12 protein-coding genes and 3 pseudogenes are annotated in these 16161 nt (G+C 65.1%); 10 read left to right on the top strand and 5 right to left on the bottom strand.

Features of this window, described 5'->3' with window-relative positions; genetic code table 11:
* The first annotated feature begins 233 nt into the window (after positions 1-233).
* The 4 genes and pseudogenes from SCH01S_RS11565 to SCH01S_RS17490 all read left to right on the top strand — a co-directional run.
* Positions 234-1136: a LysR substrate-binding domain-containing protein gene (locus SCH01S_RS11565; protein WP_046348978.1), complete on the top strand. Its 903-nt coding sequence runs from the start codon at positions 234-236 to the stop codon at positions 1134-1136.
* A 1809-nt stretch (positions 1137-2945) separates the two neighbouring features.
* Positions 2946-3053 (top strand): annotated as a pseudogene (locus tag SCH01S_RS17500) (PEPxxWA-CTERM sorting domain-containing protein); the annotation flags it as partial.
* Positions 3054-3302: 249 nt separating this feature from the next.
* Positions 3303-4997, top strand: a complete 1695-nt coding sequence (locus SCH01S_RS17495; protein ID WP_439645810.1) for a PEPxxWA-CTERM sorting domain-containing protein — start codon at positions 3303-3305, stop codon at positions 4995-4997.
* Between the two features lie 1772 nt (positions 4998-6769).
* Positions 6770-6883: pseudogene (locus tag SCH01S_RS17490) on the top strand (PEPxxWA-CTERM sorting domain-containing protein); the annotation flags it as partial.
* A gap of 49 nt (positions 6884-6932) precedes the next feature.
* On the opposite strand, the gene SCH01S_RS11545 reads toward SCH01S_RS17490, so the two are convergent.
* Entirely contained in the window at positions 6933-7337 is a 405-nt protein-coding gene (locus SCH01S_RS11545) for a hypothetical protein (RefSeq protein ID WP_046348974.1), read from the bottom strand.
* A gap of 136 nt (positions 7338-7473) precedes the next feature.
* Between SCH01S_RS11545 and SCH01S_RS11540 the strand changes: the two genes are divergently transcribed.
* From SCH01S_RS11540 to SCH01S_RS16190, 5 genes are read left to right on the top strand one after another with little or no spacing between them, the layout of a single operon-like run.
* Positions 7474-8406 carry a DnaJ C-terminal domain-containing protein gene (locus tag SCH01S_RS11540; protein WP_046348973.1) on the top strand — a complete coding sequence of 311 codons (933 nt, stop codon included), beginning with the start codon at positions 7474-7476 and terminating at the stop codon, positions 8404-8406.
* 5 nt (positions 8407-8411) lie between these two features.
* The gene (locus SCH01S_RS11535) at positions 8412-9404 is read left to right on the top strand and encodes a YihY/virulence factor BrkB family protein (RefSeq protein WP_052733917.1); all 993 of its coding nucleotides are present in this window, start codon (positions 8412-8414) and stop codon (positions 9402-9404) included.
* Entirely contained in the window at positions 9401-10204 is an 804-nt protein-coding gene (gene fabI / locus SCH01S_RS11530; protein WP_046348972.1) for an enoyl-ACP reductase FabI, read from the top strand. Before SCH01S_RS11535 ends, fabI begins: the two co-directional genes overlap by 4 nt.
* Positions 10204-11271 (top strand): chorismate synthase, encoded by a 1068-nt coding sequence (aroC, locus tag SCH01S_RS11525; protein WP_046348971.1) that lies wholly within the window; start codon positions 10204-10206, stop codon positions 11269-11271. Before fabI ends, aroC begins: the two co-directional genes overlap by 1 nt.
* Before the next feature lie 48 nt (positions 11272-11319).
* On the top strand, positions 11320-11580 hold the full coding sequence (locus SCH01S_RS16190; RefSeq protein ID WP_084689536.1) for a hypothetical protein: 261 nt from the start codon (positions 11320-11322) through the stop codon (positions 11578-11580).
* A gap of 3 nt (positions 11581-11583) precedes the next feature.
* On the opposite strand, the gene SCH01S_RS11520 is transcribed toward SCH01S_RS16190, so the two are convergent.
* From SCH01S_RS11520 to SCH01S_RS15905, 4 genes and pseudogenes are all read right to left on the bottom strand, one after another.
* On the bottom strand, positions 11584-12456 hold the full coding sequence (locus SCH01S_RS11520) for an LOG family protein (RefSeq protein WP_046348970.1): 873 nt from the start codon (positions 12454-12456) through the stop codon (positions 11584-11586).
* 38 nt (positions 12457-12494) lie between these two features.
* Complete coding sequence (locus tag SCH01S_RS11515; RefSeq protein WP_046348969.1) at positions 12495-13142, bottom strand: extensin-like domain-containing protein; 648 nt, start codon at positions 13140-13142, stop codon at positions 12495-12497.
* A gap of 104 nt (positions 13143-13246) precedes the next feature.
* Positions 13247-13345: pseudogene (locus SCH01S_RS17485) on the bottom strand (PEPxxWA-CTERM sorting domain-containing protein); the annotation flags it as partial.
* A gap of 699 nt (positions 13346-14044) precedes the next feature.
* Entirely contained in the window at positions 14045-14689 is a 645-nt protein-coding gene (locus SCH01S_RS15905; RefSeq protein WP_052733916.1) for a PEPxxWA-CTERM sorting domain-containing protein, read from the bottom strand.
* Positions 14690-14911: 222 nt separating this feature from the next.
* On the opposite strand from SCH01S_RS15905, the gene SCH01S_RS11500 reads away from it, so the two are divergent.
* Positions 14912-16096: a phosphoserine transaminase gene (locus SCH01S_RS11500; RefSeq protein ID WP_046348967.1), complete on the top strand. Its 1185-nt coding sequence runs from the start codon at positions 14912-14914 to the stop codon at positions 16094-16096.
* Positions 16097-16161 lie beyond the last annotated feature (65 nt).

Here is a 16161-nt window from a genome sequence, read left to right as displayed (position 1 = left end):
GAGGGCGGGCACAAAAAAATGGGCCGACCCCGAAAGGCCGGCCCTGCAAAGTTTATAGGAGAGGATGCCTGAAAGGCCCGCCCCATGTGCAGCGCAGCAGATTATGTTGCAAGTGCGAACGGCAAAAGGGTTGTTGCACGAAACGCAACCGATCTGCTCTAAGTGCTTTCAGGAACTGCGTTGCCGATCGGCTCATAAGAAGCTGCTGCAATGCACAATGAGGAGCTGAAACCTTGCGCCGCTTGCCGCCGCTGACCGCCATCGAGGCTTTTGTGCAGGTTGCCCGTCTGGGCTCGATCAAGATCGCGGCCGAAGAACTCGCGCTGTCCTCCCCTGCGCTGAGCCGGCGCATCCAGGCGCTGGAGCGGTTCCTGGGACGCGCGCTGTTCGACCGCGCGCCGGGAGCGATGCGGCTGAATGGCGATGGCGAGAAGCTGCTGGACGCGATTGCGCCGCACATCAACGGCCTGACCGATGCGATCGAGGACCTGACCACCGAAGGCAATGTGCTGCGCCTGCGGCTGGGCGTGCTGCCGCTGTTCGCGTCGCAACAGATCTTTCCGCATCTCGCCGAGCTGCGCGCGCTGCATCCGGAGCTGCACCTGGATATCGACACCGGCGGCCACGCGCTCGCGCGGCTCGGCGACGGGCTGGACGCGGCGATCGTGCTGGCGCGCGACATCGATCCGGCGCTCTATGCCTGCCGGCTCGATCGCAACCGGGTGCTCGCGATTGCCGCGAAAAGCCTGGCGAAAGGTCCCGGCGCGATCACCCGGCCGGCCGACCTGGCGCGAACGACGGTGTTCCTGCACCGCGATATGCCGGAAACCTTCGAGGCCTTTTGCCAGGCGCTGGGGATCGCGGGACTGGAGCCGCTGGCGATCGATCACTTCGATTCGGGCCAGCTGATCCTCGAAGCGGCGGCGCAGGGGCTGGGCGTCGCGTTCATGCACGAGAGCCACTTCGAGAATGCCCATGACGACCGGCTGGTGCGGCTGTTCGATGTGCAGGTCGACAGCCCCTACAGCTATTGGTTCGCCTGCCGGCCCCGCGCGCTGGAAAGCAGGGCAGTGCGGCTGTTCCGTGACTGGCTGACCGCCCTGTTCACGACCGCGGGAGAGCGCGCCGCGGCGTGACGCGCCTTAAGCGTCCGAATCCGAGACGCCCATTCTTAACCTGCTTAGTAAGTGTCTCGAAACGGGCCGTAATTTGGTTAATATTTCAACAACCTCAATTGACAAGCTCAATCGGCGCGTCTGAACTGCGGGGCGGCTCGTCATGAGTCGCTTCAGGGGGTGAGGGGGTTCGGCCGTTCGCCGTGCGTATCGCTCCCCGATTGGGAAGGGGAAGTCATGTCAAAAATGGGTGTAACCGCACTCAGTGCGGCTGCTGTCGCGCTGCTCTGCGGAACTGCTGCTTCGGCGCAGGAAATCAAGCACGCCTGGTGGGCGACCAAGGGCGTCCAGGGCCCGACAATTCAGATTCCGGGCGATCTGACCGATAGCGGCACGCGGCTGAGCCCGCAGCTGAACGCGCCGGGCTCCGCCGTGTTCATCGGCTTCGAAGGCAGCACGCAGTTCGACAATGCGACGCTGGCCCGCAACTTCATTCCGCCCGACACGATGGGCACCGTCGGCGGATCGCAATATGTGGTGACGACCAACGGCTCGTACAGCGTCTATGACAAGGCCACCGGCAACCGGCTGGGGATCATGTCGGACACCGCTTTCTGGGCGGGCGCCGGCCAGACCGGTGCGAATGGCGACACCCGCATCATGTATAACGCGGACGCCCATCGCTACATCATGGTCGCGTTCGGCGCGAACACCAAGGATCTGCAGATCGCGGTGTCGGATACCGACAACGCGCTCGGCGGTTGGAAGTCGACCAAGTTCGAAGGCTATGCCGGGTTCGGCTTCGGCGCGACTGCCGACTATCCGACGCTCGCGCTCGACAAGAACGCGGTCTATATCGGCACGAACAACTTCGCGAAGGCCTCGGCGACCGGCTCGAACAGCTTCCGCGGCACCACGCTCAACGTGATCCCGCTGGATAGCCTGTTCAATGCGACCGGGCCCACCACCGCCAACATGAAGCAGTTCACGACGACGTTGGCATCGGGTGAGGACCGCGGCTACGCGATCCAGGGCGTCAACAGCAGCTCGGCCGGCAGCACCGGCAAGGTCGTCAGCACGTCGCTCTATTACTACAACACCATGACGTATGACGTGACCGGGCTGAGCTCGACCGACGCCACCGGCTCCAGCCGGAGCGCTGTCACCTATTTCAACGAGAGCGGCTTCGTGAATGCGGGTCCGGGCCGTCAGCCGACGGACATCGCGGCCAACGGGCGGATCATCGACACGCTCGATGAACGCGTCAGCAGCAGCGTCTACGAATCGAACGGCAAGATCTACTCGCTGTACACCGTCGATCCGGCCACCTTCGACGCCCAGGGCAATGTCCTGACGACCACGGACCACGCCCATGTGCGTATCCTGGTGACGGACGCGGCGACCAATGCCACCATCGATGAAATCAACATCGGTGACAGCAGCCACGACTATTACCAGGGCTCGCTGGCGGTCAACGCGAACGGCGAAGTCGTGATCGGCTACAACCGGTCCGGTTCGGGCACGGACGGCAAGATTGCGTTCATGGGACGCGTGTTCCGCACGGACGGCAATGGCCATCTGTACCAGGCCAGCGGCGAGCTGATGCTGAAGGAAAGCCTGACCAACGACTACCATAATGGCAGCCTGTACGGCCAGGCGGCGGCCGGTCGTCAGCGTTGGGGCGATTATTCGCAGGTCTCGCTCGACCCGAACGATCCGACCAAGTTCTGGCTGATCGGTGAGTTCGCCCGCGAGTACAATCTGACGCAGTTCGGTCACCCGGGCGGCACCGGCGGCTCGCGCTGGAGCACCTGGATTGCGGGGATCGACACCACCGCGGTTCCGGAACCGGCGACCTGGGCGATGATGATCGCGGGCTTCGGCATGGTCGGCTTCGCCATGCGCCGTTCGCAGAATGTGAAGCTCAGCTTCGCCTGATCGCGATCCTCTGAAAAGCTCTGGGGCGGGTGGAGCGATGCTTCACCCGCCCTTTTCATGTCCCGTGTCCGAAAAACACGTCGGTCTTTCCCACACAGATCAATTGACTCCGTTTCGGATAAGGTTCGAATTCGGGGTTCGGCTCATTTCGAGTCGAAACGAGGTTGCGTAACGGAAGGGGGCACCCTTCGGTTTACGGTCCGCCCCCATCCGCCACAGCTTCGCTGTGAAGGGGAAGGGGGTTTTGTCATGACAATACGCTCTGCTGCGCTAGCAGCCTCTGCGCTGCTGCTGTGTTCCGCCGCGTCCGTTTCCGCCCAGACTTTGAAGCCCTGGTACCAGGAACTGGAGGATGACGCCGGCACCTTTATCGACAGCAATCTGAACTCCGGCACCGCTGCCGGGCCCACATTCTCGCCGGGCGCTCCGGTGTTGCTGAGCTTCGAGGGCCTGAGCGATTACGACGTGCGGCAATTCGGCGTCGGCCTGATCCCGCCGGACACGATGGGCGCCGTCGGCCCGACCCAATTCGTCGAACTGATCAACGGCGGCTTCGCGGTCTACGACAAGGCGACCGGCACCAAGGTGCAATCGATGCTCGACAGCAATTTTTGGATCACCAAGGCCGGCGGCCAGGCGACCGGCGGCGATCCGCGCATCCGCTTCAACGCGCAGATGGGACGCTGGATCGCGACCGGCTTCGGTGCCAACGGCAAGGACATCCAGATCGGCGTGTCCGACACTGCGGACGCGACTGGAAGCTGGAAATCGACCGTGTTCGAAGGCTATAGCCAGGCCGGGCTGTTCAGGCCGGTGGCCGACTATCCGACGCTCGGGTTCGACAACAACGCGGTCTATATCGGCACCAACAACTTTGCCGCGTCCACCGCGGCGGGCCCGCAGACGTTCCGCGGCACGACGTTGAACGTCATTCCGCTCGCGGATGTGTTCGCCGCAACCGGGCCGGATGCGACAAACCGCGTCAAATTCCAGAACTTCTTCAACACGGCCGGCCAACCGGATTCGTTCGCCGGCTTCGCGATCCAGGGCGTCAGCAAGAATGATGGCTCGAGCACCGGACACATCTTCACCGTGTCGGCGACCGACTATGGCGTGCAGCGGTACGACATCCTGAACGCCGGCACCGGAGCCGATACAAGGTCCGCGATCACCGACCTTGCCACCGGCAGCTACACCGGCCTGTGCGGCGGCAATATCTGCCCGGCGCACCAGCCAAGCGGGCTGCGCAACATCGATGCGCTCGATGATCGCGTGAGCAGCAGCGTCTACGAGGTGAACGGCAAGATCTATGGCCTGCAGGAGGTGATGAAGGCGGGCACCGATCTCGACCAGATCCGCTACTATGTGATCGATTCCGCGACCAATGCGATCCTCGACCAGGGCGAGATCACCGGCGGCGGCTTCGATTATTTCCAGGGATCGCTGGCGGTCAACAGCCAGGGCCAGGTGGTGATCAGCTACAATCGGTCCGGCGGCCCCGCCAAAGGCAGCGACGGCAAGGTCAGCGTGATGGCGCGGACGTTCAAGACGACGGCGACCGGCCACCTGCAGCAGATGGGCAACGAGCTGCTGATCAAGCAGAGCCTGACCGATCGCTATCTGAACGGCAATCCGGAAGCGTCCGGGGTGCCGGCCGGCCGGCAGCGTTGGGGCGATTACAGCCAGGTCACGCTCGACCCGACCGATCCGGACAAATTCTGGCTGATCGGCCAGTTCGCGCGCGAGGCCAACACGCCGGCGAACGGACATCCGGGCGGCAGCGGCTTCTCGCGCTGGGGCACCTGGATCGCGGAAGTCAGCTTCCTGAACGCGGCGCTCGCCCCGGTTCCGGAACCGGCGACCTGGGCGATGATGATCGCGGGCTTTGGCATGGTCGGTTTCGCCATGCGCCGTTCGCAGAAGGCCCGGGTCAGCTTCGTCTGATCGCGCTCCTCTGAAAAGTCCGTCGGGCGGGTGGAGCGATGCTTCGCCCGCCCCTTTTTCGTCCCGAATCAAGACGCGTCATCCCGCTCCGGCACAGGCCGGATTGACTCGTTTCGCGCCAAGGTATGAACTCGTTGCTCGGCTCGTCCCGAGTCGATGTGGGTTTGCGTAGCGGAAGGGGGGCTTCCTTCAGCTGACAACCAAACGCCCTCTCCGTTGCTGCTTGCCTGCCGGAAGGGGGTTCAATCATGGTCAAGTTCGGAACAGCATTGCTTTCGGCTGCCGCGGTTTCTGTCCTCGGCGCTTCGCCTTCGGCCGCCGCCACGATCCTCCAGAAGTTCGACGGCGTCAGCTTGCGCGATTTCATCACCGCCTCAAACGGATTCGGGACCACGCCGCCCGACATGGCCGGCGCCGTCTCGAACACGCACGTGATGCAGGTCGTGAATGGCGGTGTCGCGATTTTCGATCGCTCGGGGAATCGACTGAGCTACCAGCGAACCGACCAGTTTATTTCGGCCGCGGGCGTTCCCGTCAGTTTCCAGAACAGCCCGTTCGATCCTCGCCTGAAATATGATCCCAACAGCAAGCGCTTCTTCGGCGTGATGGAATCCGTCGGACCGCCGGGAGGAACGATGGCTCCTTCCAATGGGCGCGATTTCCCCAAGCTAGGTGAGGATGGCGAGTCGGAAGGCGCCGAGCTTCACAACGTCCTGCTCGGCCCCGACGGCAATCCGGTTCCCGGTCAGCAAGGCGTGAGCAGCACGCCGAACAATCCGATCTATGTGTTCGTGTCGAAGACCAGCAATCCGCTGGACGGCTTCAACGCGGTGAAGTTCAACACCAGCCAGAGCCTGTTCGGCGATTTCCCGACGCTGGGCCTGACGCGTGACGCGCTGACGATCACGACCAACGACTTCGACGATCATAGTCTGCAGAGCGTCTCGATCTTCTCGATTCCGAAGGCGGACCTGCTGCAGAATGCGCCGTCGCTCGCCAACATGACCCGGCTCGAGGGGCTCGACCCGGCGCTGTTCGGATTTGCGGTCCAGGGCGTCAACAATGACGGTCCGTCCAACGGCACGCAAAAGCTGGTCGCCATTTCCGCCGTCGCCTACAATCAGGAGAATATTTCGCAACTCGCCTTCAACGGCAACGGCCGCGTCGTCGGCCTGACTCCCGAGGGCGCGACGGCGATTCTTTACGATGGCGACACGCGGGGCAGCCGGCAGCCGGTGCTGGTCTCACCACCGCTCGACGGCGGCGGTGACCGCATTTCGAACGACGTCCACCAGGTGGGGAATTATATCTACGTCACCCACACCTATGGCGACGGCCAGTTCGGGGCGCCGACACACTTCAACGGGATCGCGTACGAGATCATCGATGCGACGACGAACCTGGTGGTGGCGCAGGGCAATATCGAAGACCCGAACATGGATTTCACCCACTCGTCGATCACGCCCGATTCGACCGGCAAATATTTCGCATTGGCCTATACGGGCTCGGGCCCGGACCACGCGATCACGGCCTATGCGAATGTCTGCACGTTCGATTCGGTGGCACTGTCGACCCATTGCGGCAATCGACTGACGGTCATGGAGGGCCTTGATCCGGGCTATGTCCTGACCCTGGGGGGCGACCGCAATCGCTGGGGCGACTATTCGGATGTCCAGTGGGACCAGCTGACCGGCACATTCTGGCTGTTCCAGGAATATCCCGGGCTGAGGGGCGGCAATGCGCCGCCGAATTCGGGCCGGTGGAACACGGTCATTTCCCAGATCTCGGTGCCGGAACCGGCAACCTGGGCGATGATGATGCTGGGCTTCGGCTTCGTCGGGTTCGGCATGCGCCGCACGCGCAGGCCGACGATCAGCTACGCCTGATCTTTTCGGACGACACGTTTGGCGGGGCTGCGGCCCCGCCCTTTTTTTGTCAGTAGCAGCGGATCAGCTTGACGCGCATGCCCCTGGTTAGCGTCAGATCCTGCGCCGGGGCGCCGGCCGGATGCACGGTCAGCCGCATCGTGTTCCCCTCGACGACGCCGTCGAAGCGCGCATTACCGCCGCCTCCGCCCGGCGCTTCATCCATGTCGGCGCGCTGGGGACCCGGCTGAAAGGTTTCGAACCGACCCGTCGCCTTGAACCGGCCATGCGCGTCGACGCGCACCGGGCCGAAGCTGCCGCTGGCGCAGTCCTGTTCGAGGCGCGCGCCGTCAACGCCAACCGTCAGGATCGCGCCTCGCGCACCCCAGACGCCGGACAGGGATGCCGGCGGGCTGGCGGCGCCGGTCATGGCAAAGGCGGCCCCCAGCAGCATCGCATTGCGGATCGTCGGCACATGACACTCCTCTCCTGGTCCACCGCGTGGGCGGATATGCGGTCACCTTGCACCTTGCCGGCCGATTCCCCAAATCCCGTGTTGCAGGAATGCAACATCGGACTATGCAGAACGACGAAGGCAAACAGGAATTTCGATGGCCGCCGATCCGTATTCCGTGCTGGGCGTAGCTCGCGGCGCGAGCGAGGCCGATATCAAGAAGGCATATCGCAAGCTCGCCAAGGAACTGCACCCCGATCGCAACCAGGACAATCCCAAGGCGGCCGAGCGTTTTTCGCAAGTCACGGCCGCCTATGACCTGCTGACCGATAAGGACAAGCGCGCGCAGTTCGACCGGGGCGAGATCGACGCCGACGGCAATCCGACGGCGCCATTCGGCTTTGGCGCCGGACGCGGCGCGGGCGGGACCTACCGCACCGCGGGCGGCGCCTCCGGCTTCGATTTCGGCACCGAAGCGTCCGATTTCGGCGATATTTTCGAAGGGCTGTTCGGGCGCTCGGGCGGCGGCTTCACGTCCGGCTTCGGCCGTCGCTCCGCGCCCCCGCCGCGCGGCGCCGACGCCGCCTATCGGCTGCGCGTGTCGTTCGAGGATGCGGCCACTCTGAAGCCGCAGCGAATCACGCTGGCAGACGGCAAGACGATTGACCTTAAGTTGCGCGCGGGCACCGAAACCGGCACCCAGATGCGGCTGGCCGGCAAGGGCGAGCCGGGGCCCGGCGGGCCCGGCGACGCGATCGTCACCATCGACATCCAGCCACACCGCTTCTTCAAGCGCGACGGCGACAATGTGCTGCTCGACCTGCCGGTGACGCTGACGGAGGCGGTCCAGGGCGGCAAGGTCAAGGTGCCGACGGTCGACGGGCCGGTGATGCTGAACGTGCCCGCGGGTTCCAGCTCCGGCCGGGTGCTGCGCCTGAAGGGCAAGGGCTTTCACCGCAAGGCCGGCGAGCGCGGCGATCAGCTCGTCACGCTGATGATCGACGTGCCCGCAGACGATGCGGCGCTGCGCTCCTTCGTCGAAAGCTGGACCCCGGGTGAGCGCAACCCACGCGCGGGGCTGGGCGTCTAGGCCCGGTGGTCGACGCCGAAACAGAATTCCAGGTCGAGGGCCCGGCTCCGCAAAGTCCGGAGGCGCGGCGGCGGCGGCTGATCAAGGCCCATGCGAAGGTGGACGAGACGCTGAAGCGCCTCGGGCCGGGCTCGCGCTTTCGGGAAATCCTGCACCGTGCCCTGTCGGGCGTGTGGAACGACGGCTTCAGCCACGCCGGGAATATCGCCTATCTGACGCTGCTGACCCTTTTTCCATTCTTCATCGTCGTCGCCGCGCTCGCCCATGCGTTCGGGCAAGGCGCGACCACCGCGCGCGCCGTCTCCGAGTTCCTGTCGCAGGTGCCCCGCAATGTCGCCGACGTGCTGCAAAAGCCGATCAACGACGTGCTGCTCGCGCGGTCCGGCACGCTGTTGTGGCTGGGCGCGCTCGGCGGATTGTGGAGCGCGGGCGGCTTCATCGCCACGATCAAGGACATCATCTACCGCGCCTATGGCGTGCGCAGCCAGGCGCCGTTCTGGCGCGCCCGGCTGCGCTACACCGCGACCGTGATCGGGTCGGTCGTGCTGGTGCTGTTCTCGTTCGTGCTGCAGGCGTTGCTGACCGCACTGGAGCAGGGCATCACGCGGCTGTTCCCGTTCGCGGACGAAACGCTGCTGCTGATCATCAACGCGTCGAAACTGATTCCCGGCCTGTTCATTTTCGGCGCGTTGTATCTGCTGTTCCTGGTGATGACCCCGCGCCGCTATCGCGGGACCGACTGCCGGAAGTGGCCGGGGCCGCTGTTCGTCGCGGTCTGGTGGCTGGTCGTCACCTCGCTGCTGCCGCCGGTGCTCAGCCTGTTCAGCAATTACGACCTGACCTATGGCGGTCTTGCCGGCGTGACGATCACGCTCATCTACTTTTTCACGATCGGTCTCGGCCTGGTCTTTGGAGCGCATCTGAACGCCGCACTAGCGGTGGTTCCTGAGAGCGCGCTAAAGGGGCGCGATCCAAGCCCGGAGGAAGGGGTCACGTGAACGAATTGATGAAGGGCAAGCGCGGCCTGATCATGGGCCTCGCCAACGAGCGGTCCCTCGCCTGGGGCATTTCGAAAAAGCTGCGCGAATCCGGCGCCGAGCTCGCCTTCAGCTACCAGGGCGAGGCGCTCGAGAAACGCGTACGCCCGCTGGCGGCCGAGCTCGGCTCCGACTTCCTGCTCGATTGCGACGTGTCGGACATGGCGGCGCTGGACCGCACGTTCGAGGCGCTGGCGGCACGCTGGCCGACGATCGACTTCGTCGTCCATGCCATCGGCTACACCAACAAGGAAGCGCTCCGCGGCCGCTATTGCGATGTCGGCCTCGACGACTTCCTGATGACGATGAACATCAGCGTCTACAGCTTCACCGCGGTCGCGCAGCGGGCGGCGAAGATGATGTCGCGCGGCGGCGCGTTGCTGACATTGTCCTATTACGGCGCCGAAAAGGTCGTCCCGCATTACAATGTCATGGGCATCGCCAAATCGGCGCTGGAAACGAGCGTCAAATATCTGGCGAACGATTTCGGCCCGGACGGCATCCGCGTGAACGGTATCTCCGCCGGCCCGATCAAGACGCTCGCCGCCTCCGGCATCGGCGATTTCCGCTACATCCTGAAATGGAACGAGTTGAATTCGCCGCTGCGCCGAAACGTCACGATCGAGGATGTCGGCGGCTCCGCGCTCTACTTGCTGAGCGACCTGGCCGCCGGCGTCACGGGCGAAACGCACCACGTCGACGCCGGCTATCACCTTGTCGGCATGAAGCAGATCGACGCGCCCGACATCGCGCTGGTCTGATGAGCTGGAACAGCTTCGGCCGCGTTTTCCGGTTCACCACCTGGGGGGAAAGCCATGGGCCGGCGATCGGGGCGGTGATCGACGGCTGCCCGCCGGGGCTGAGCTTAAGCGAAGCCGATATCCAGCCCTGGCTCGACAAGCGGCGACCGGGCCAGTCCCGCTTTACGACGCAGCGGCAGGAACCGGACCAGGTCCGCATCCTGTCCGGCGTGTTCGAGGGGCGGACGACCGGCACGCCGATCAGCCTGGTCATCGACAATGTCGACCAGCGATCGAAGGACTATTCGGAGGTCGCGCAGGCATATCGGCCGGGCCACGCCGATTACGCCTATGACGCTAAGTACGGGTTTCGCGACTATCGCGGGGGCGGGCGATCCTCGGCACGCGAGACAGCGGCGCGGGTCGCGGCGGGCGCGGTCGCGCGGCTGGTGATCCCGGAAGTCTCGATCCGGGCGTGGGTGAGCGAAGTCGGCGGGGACGCGGCCGAGGCGCTCGATGCGGCCGAGATCGATCGCAACCCGTTCTTCTGCCCCGATGCCGCCGCCGCCGAGCGGTGGGAAAAGCTGATCGACAATGCGCGCAAGGCGGGCTCGTCGCTGGGCGCGATCGTCACCTGCGAAGCGAACGGCGTGCCCGCGGGCTGGGGCGCACCGCTTTATGCGAAGCTGGACAGCGAACTCGCCGCCGCGGCGATGTCGATCAACGCCGTCAAAGGCGTCGAGATCGGCGACGGCTTCGCAGCGGCCCGGCTGCGGGGCGAAGAGAATGCCGACCGGATGCGCCCCTCCGAAAATAGGGACAGTCCCCATTTTCTGTCGAACCACGCGGGCGGGATTGCCGGCGGCATCTCCACTGGCCAGCCGGTGCGGCTGCGCGTCGCGTTCAAGCCGACCAGTTCCATTCTGACCCCGGTCGAGACGATCACGCGCTCAGGCGAGACGGCTGAGATCGCGACCAAGGGCCGCCACGACCCCTGCGTCGGCATTCGCGGCGCGCCGGTGGTCGAAGCGATGATGGCGCTCGTCCTGGCTGACCAGAAGCTGCTCCACCGCGCGCAGTGCGGCTGACGGAGAGATTCGCGGCGCCGCACGTTCCTTGACCAAAGGAGCAGACGCATGCGCACGCCTGTTTTCGGCATCATAGTGATTGCGCTGGCCGGCAGCGCCGCCTGTCAGACCACGCCGTCTCCGACGCCTACTCCAACGCCCACACCGTCCGTGTCACCTTCGCCCAGCGCCACGCCGACCCCTTCGGCGCGGCCGCCGGCACCCGATCCGGCCACGATCACTGAACTGCAGCACGCGAACAATCCGCCGGTTCGAAATCCGGACAACAGCGCCGCCGATACGCGCGACGATCAGCCGCCCAAGCGTTGAGTCCTACGCAGCGAGCGGCCGGTCGCGCCACCATTTGCGGACATAATCCCAGCCTTCCTGGGCGGTCTCCACAAACTGGAACAGGCCGAGATCCTTGCGGCTGATCACGCCTTCCTCCGCGAGCGCCTCGAAATTGACGACGCGCTCCCAGAATTCGCGGCCGTACATCAGCACCGGGATCGGCGAGACCTTGCCGGTCTGGATCAGCGTCAGCAGCTCGAATGTCTCGTCGAACGTGCCGAAGCCGCCGGGGAACACGGCGACGGCCCGCGCGCGCAGCAGGAAGTGCATCTTCCTGAGTGCGAAATAGTGGAATTGCATGCTGAGCGACGGCGTCACGTACGGATTCGGCGTCTGTTCGTGCGGCAGCATGATGTTGAGGCCGATCGATTCCGCGCCCGCATCTTCCGCGCCGCGGTTGGCCGCCTCCATGATCGACGGACCGCCGCCCGAGCAGACGACGAAATGCCGCTGCCCTTCCAGGTCGCGCGGACAATTGCTGGCCAGGTGGGCGAGCTCGCGCGCGACGTCGTAATAATGCGATTTCGCGATCAGCCGCTCGGCCACCAGCCGTCCGAAATCGTCGGTCGCCGCTTCGCGCAGCAGCTCGGCCTTGGCGGGCTCCGGAATCCGCGCCGAGCCATAGAAGACGAACGTCGATCCGATCTGCGCTTCGTCCAGCAGCAGCTCGGGCTTCAGCAGCTCGAGCTGGAAGCGGACCGGCCGCAAATCCTCGCGCAACAGGAAGTCGGTGTCCTGGAACGCCAGCCGATAGGCCGGGTGCATGGTCTGCGGCGTCTGCGTCAGGTTCTTGGCGGCTTCGGCCTCGTCCTGGGCATTGGGGAAGACGCGGGCGGGTACTCGGGTATCGGTCATAAGCGGCCGGGCTTAGGCCCAACATACTTAACGAGCAATCACCGGCAGAACGGGCCGCGGCCCATATCGAGATGGAAGTGATCGGCGTGCAACGCGTTGTATTCGGGGCTCAGCACCGTCTTGAAGCGGCGGCAGGCCGATGTGTGGATCGCCGCCAGGAAACTCTTCACCGCCGGGTCGGACGAATCCCAGTCCTGCTTGATCGTGATCCGGCGGCCGTCCGCCAGCACGAAGCCGCTCACGTCCACGGCATTGGCAGTGGCGTGCTCGGACCGGTTGCCGCTCTGCCGGCCGTTGATGTTGCGGCACGAATAGCTGCCGAACGTCTCGACCCGCGCCAGCTCCGTGCCGAGATACAGGCGCGCGGCCGGCATCACGCCGTTGCGCACCCAGGCCGTGAAGGTTGCCGCGAGCGAACAGGTCATCGCCCCGAGATTCGCGACAGGGACGCCGGCGTCGCTCAGCTTCACGCTCGCGAAGATGTAGCAGCCGTCGCCGTAATCCCGGTCCGGCAACGTCTGGAAGCGCGCGAGCTGGCCGAGATTGGCGAGGCAGACCCGCGTTTGGGGCGAATCGATCGTCAGCCGATTGGGCGGCTGGGGTGCCGGCGCGCGCCGCTCGGGAACGCCGCCGGTGCAGGCGGCCAGTCCCAAACATGCCGCCACGATTGCCCGTTCCCGCCCCATCGGGAAAGCATGGCGCAAGCCGGCTCTCGCGAGAATCGCCTTCGCGGCGAGCCGTGGCGGTCGCGAGTCGAAACGCGGCGGACCGGACCAGGTTCAGGCCGAGACTATGCCGCAGCCGCTCCCGTCCGCCGCCGCCGGCGCACGGCGGTGCCGAGCAGGCCGAAGCCGCCGATCATCATCGCCCAGGTCGCCGGCTCCGGCACCGAAGGCGGCGGCGTGAAGGTACCGGTCTTGTAGATGACCGCAGAGGACAGACCTTGGTATTTCAGCGCCAGTTGCTGGATCCCCGCCACGCCCGCGTCGAAGCGGTAGAAGGCGGTGCCGCCACCGGGCACGCCGATCCCGTTCGCCCCGGCGCCCACGGCCGCGCCGAAATGGATGCCGATCACGGTTTCGCCGTAGAGCGGCTGCATATACGTCAGCGTTCTGATGTCACCGGGCGAGACCTTGGTCGCGTCGACCGTGGTCCAGATCTTGTCCCAGGAGTAATTGAACGCGCTAAGCGCGGTGAACTGGGCGTTGACCTTGGCCGAATCGCCGCCGAGCAGATTGCCCTGGAAGAAGCCGCTGCACGATCCCGTCGTCAGCCCGATATCAGCCATGCTGCAGAGCGGTGGCGATGAGCTTGGCGCGGGTGCCGGATGCCGCCTGGCAGCGGCGGGAGCGCCAATTGCGGCCAGGCACGTCACGGCCGCGACGGAAAATGCAAAACGACGAACCATGAATACCCCCAAATCGAATTCCTGCGGCAGCAGCGCCGCACCATTCGCCTTGCCGAGAGTCTACCAGCTTATTCGCAGCTCCACGAGCGCGAAACGCGGTTAAACCTGTCTTGTTTCTAGACAGTAATGAAAAAGGGCGCCCGACGGACGCCCTTTCCCACCCCCAGGCAGATGAATTGGTCAGGCGAGGGTGCGCACCATGCGCCGACGTCGCGCCGCGGCGCCAAGCACGCCAAAGCCGCCCAGCATCATCGCCCATGTCGCCGGCTCCGGCACCGCGGGAGCCGCTTCGAATGAGATCTGCTTCAGCGCGCGGAAGTCCTGCGAAGCCCCGGCAGCGCTCCGCATGTCGGAGAAGGTGATCTTGTCCATCACCTCGCCCAGCCCCGCGACGATATCGAGCTTGTCGTTCGCCGGAAGCAGGACGTTCGAGAAGGTTTGCGTCGCGCCACCGACAAAGGTGACGAGGATATCGAAATCATGGCCCGGCGTGTTGCCGTTCGGGCCGTCGACCTTGAATTGCATAATCGAGAAATTGAGGTCCGGATTGATCGTCACGTCGGCGAAGTCGAACCTGCCCACGCCGTTCACCTGCGCTTCGCCGTCGCCGTTGCCGACATCGATCATGTCGGTCGATGAAACGGTCACGAAGCTCTGGATCTGCTTTGTGTGCAGAACCAGCGAATTGCCCGATCCCGCGCTGTTGGCGTGCACCTTGTAGGTATAGGGCGCGCCATTGTTGTGGATGATCGTGGCTGCTCTGGCCGCGCCGGCCGATGCGAACGTGGCGAGTGCCACGGCGCCGTAGAGGAGAGCATTCTTCATCGGAACCCCCTTGCTTCGAGTTCGCGACTCCCGTGCCTGTTTTGTTGTTGCGTTAACCATACACATGATCGGCCGACGTGGGGACTCAAATGACATTAATCTGGAGCAGATTCGCGAGTCGTCCGGTCCTTCGGCCGCATTGACATCGCTCCCACCGCCGCTAATTCCGTCGGCGGGCCACGCCGTCCCAACGCGGCGCGTGCTCTCTGCAAGGAGAGTTAGATGAGTGGACTGCTTACTGAACCGGCGCCCGAATTGCGTCCGGACCGCCCCGCCGAAAAGCCGGCGCGCCCCTATTTTTCATCCGGACCCTGCGCCAAGCCCCCAGGCTGGGCGCTCGAACGGCTGCCGCACGGATCGCTCGGCCGCTCGCACCGATCGAAGCTCGGCAAGAGCCGGCTGCAACACGCGATCGACCTGACCCGCGAAGTGCTGCAGGTGCCCGACACCCACCGCATCGGCATCGTCCCCGCATCGGACACCGGCGCGGTCGAGATGGCGATGTGGTCGATGCTGGGCGCACGCCCGGTCACGTTGCTCGCCTGGGAAAGCTTTGGTGAAGGTTGGGTCACCGATGCCGTCAAGCAGCTGAAGCTCGACCCCACGGTGATGAAGGCGCCCTATGGCGCGCTGCCGGACCTCTCCGCGGTCGACTTCTCGAACGACGTGATCTTCACCTGGAACGGCACCACCTCCGGCGTGCGCGTGCCCGACGGCGACTGGATTCCGGCGGACCGCGAAGGCCTGACCTTCGCCGATGCGACCAGCGCCGCCTTCGCGATGCCGCTGCCGTTCGACAAATTGGACGTCACCACCTTCAGCTTCCAGAAGGTGCTGGGCGGAGAAGCGGCGCACGGCGTGCTGATCCTGGGCCCGCGCGCAGTCGAGCGGCTGGAAAGCCACACGCCCGCCTGGCCGCTGCCCAAGATCTTCCGCATGACCAAAAGCGGCAAGCTCAACGAGGGCATCTTCCAGGGCGAGACGATCAACACGCCGTCGATGCTGGTGATCGAGGATTATATCTTCGCGCTCGAATGGGCGAAGGAATTGGGCGGCCTCGAGGCGCTGATCGAGCGGTCGCTTGCGAATGCCGAGGCATTGGACCGCGTCGTCGAGGCGCTGCCCTGGCTGGATCATCTCGTCGCCGATCCGGCGATCCGCTCGACCACCAGCGTCTGCCTGAAGTTCGCCGACGACGCGGTTGCAGGGGTGGACGAGGAGGGCCGGCTGGCGCTGGTCAAGAAACTCGCCGCCAGGCTCGAAGCGGAAGACGCCGCCTACGATATCGCCGGCCACCGCGACGCCCCGGCCGGGCTGCGCGTCTGGTGCGGCGCGACCGTGGACGCAGCGGACATCGAAGCGCTCGGCCCGTGGCTCGACTGGGGCTGGCACTCAATCCAACCCTGACAAGCAGCCCCTCTCCCGCTTGCGGGAGAGGGTGGCGAGCGAAGCGAGACGGGTGAGGGCGGTCC

Source organism: Sphingomonas changbaiensis NBRC 104936 (assembly GCF_000974765.1).
Taxonomy (GTDB): domain Bacteria; phylum Pseudomonadota; class Alphaproteobacteria; order Sphingomonadales; family Sphingomonadaceae; genus Sphingomonas_B; species Sphingomonas_B changbaiensis.
Note: the sequence above shows the minus strand (reverse complement) of the source record. Positions and strands in the feature narration are given on the sequence as shown.

Bases quoted from the DNA above. Each gene is read 5' to 3' on its own strand.
- SCH01S_RS11520 (WP_046348970.1), bottom strand. From the start codon at position 12,456: ATGACCGATACCCGAGTACCCGCCCGCGTCTTCCCCAATGCCCAGGAC.
- SCH01S_RS16190 (WP_084689536.1), top strand. From the start codon at position 11,320: ATGCGCACGCCTGTTTTCGGCATCATAGTGATTGCGCTGGCCGGCAGC.
- SCH01S_RS11540 (WP_046348973.1), top strand. From the start codon at position 7,474: ATGGCCGCCGATCCGTATTCCGTGCTGGGCGTAGCTCGCGGCGCGAGC.
- SCH01S_RS17495 (WP_439645810.1), top strand. From the start codon at position 3,303: ATGACAATACGCTCTGCTGCGCTAGCAGCCTCTGCGCTGCTGCTGTGT.
- aroC (WP_046348971.1), top strand. From the start codon at position 10,204: ATGAGCTGGAACAGCTTCGGCCGCGTTTTCCGGTTCACCACCTGGGGG.
- SCH01S_RS11500 (WP_046348967.1), top strand. From the start codon at position 14,912: ATGAGTGGACTGCTTACTGAACCGGCGCCCGAATTGCGTCCGGACCGC.
- SCH01S_RS11515 (WP_046348969.1), bottom strand. From the start codon at position 13,142: ATGGGGCGGGAACGGGCAATCGTGGCGGCATGTTTGGGACTGGCCGCC.
- SCH01S_RS15905 (WP_052733916.1), bottom strand. From the start codon at position 14,689: ATGAAGAATGCTCTCCTCTACGGCGCCGTGGCACTCGCCACGTTCGCA.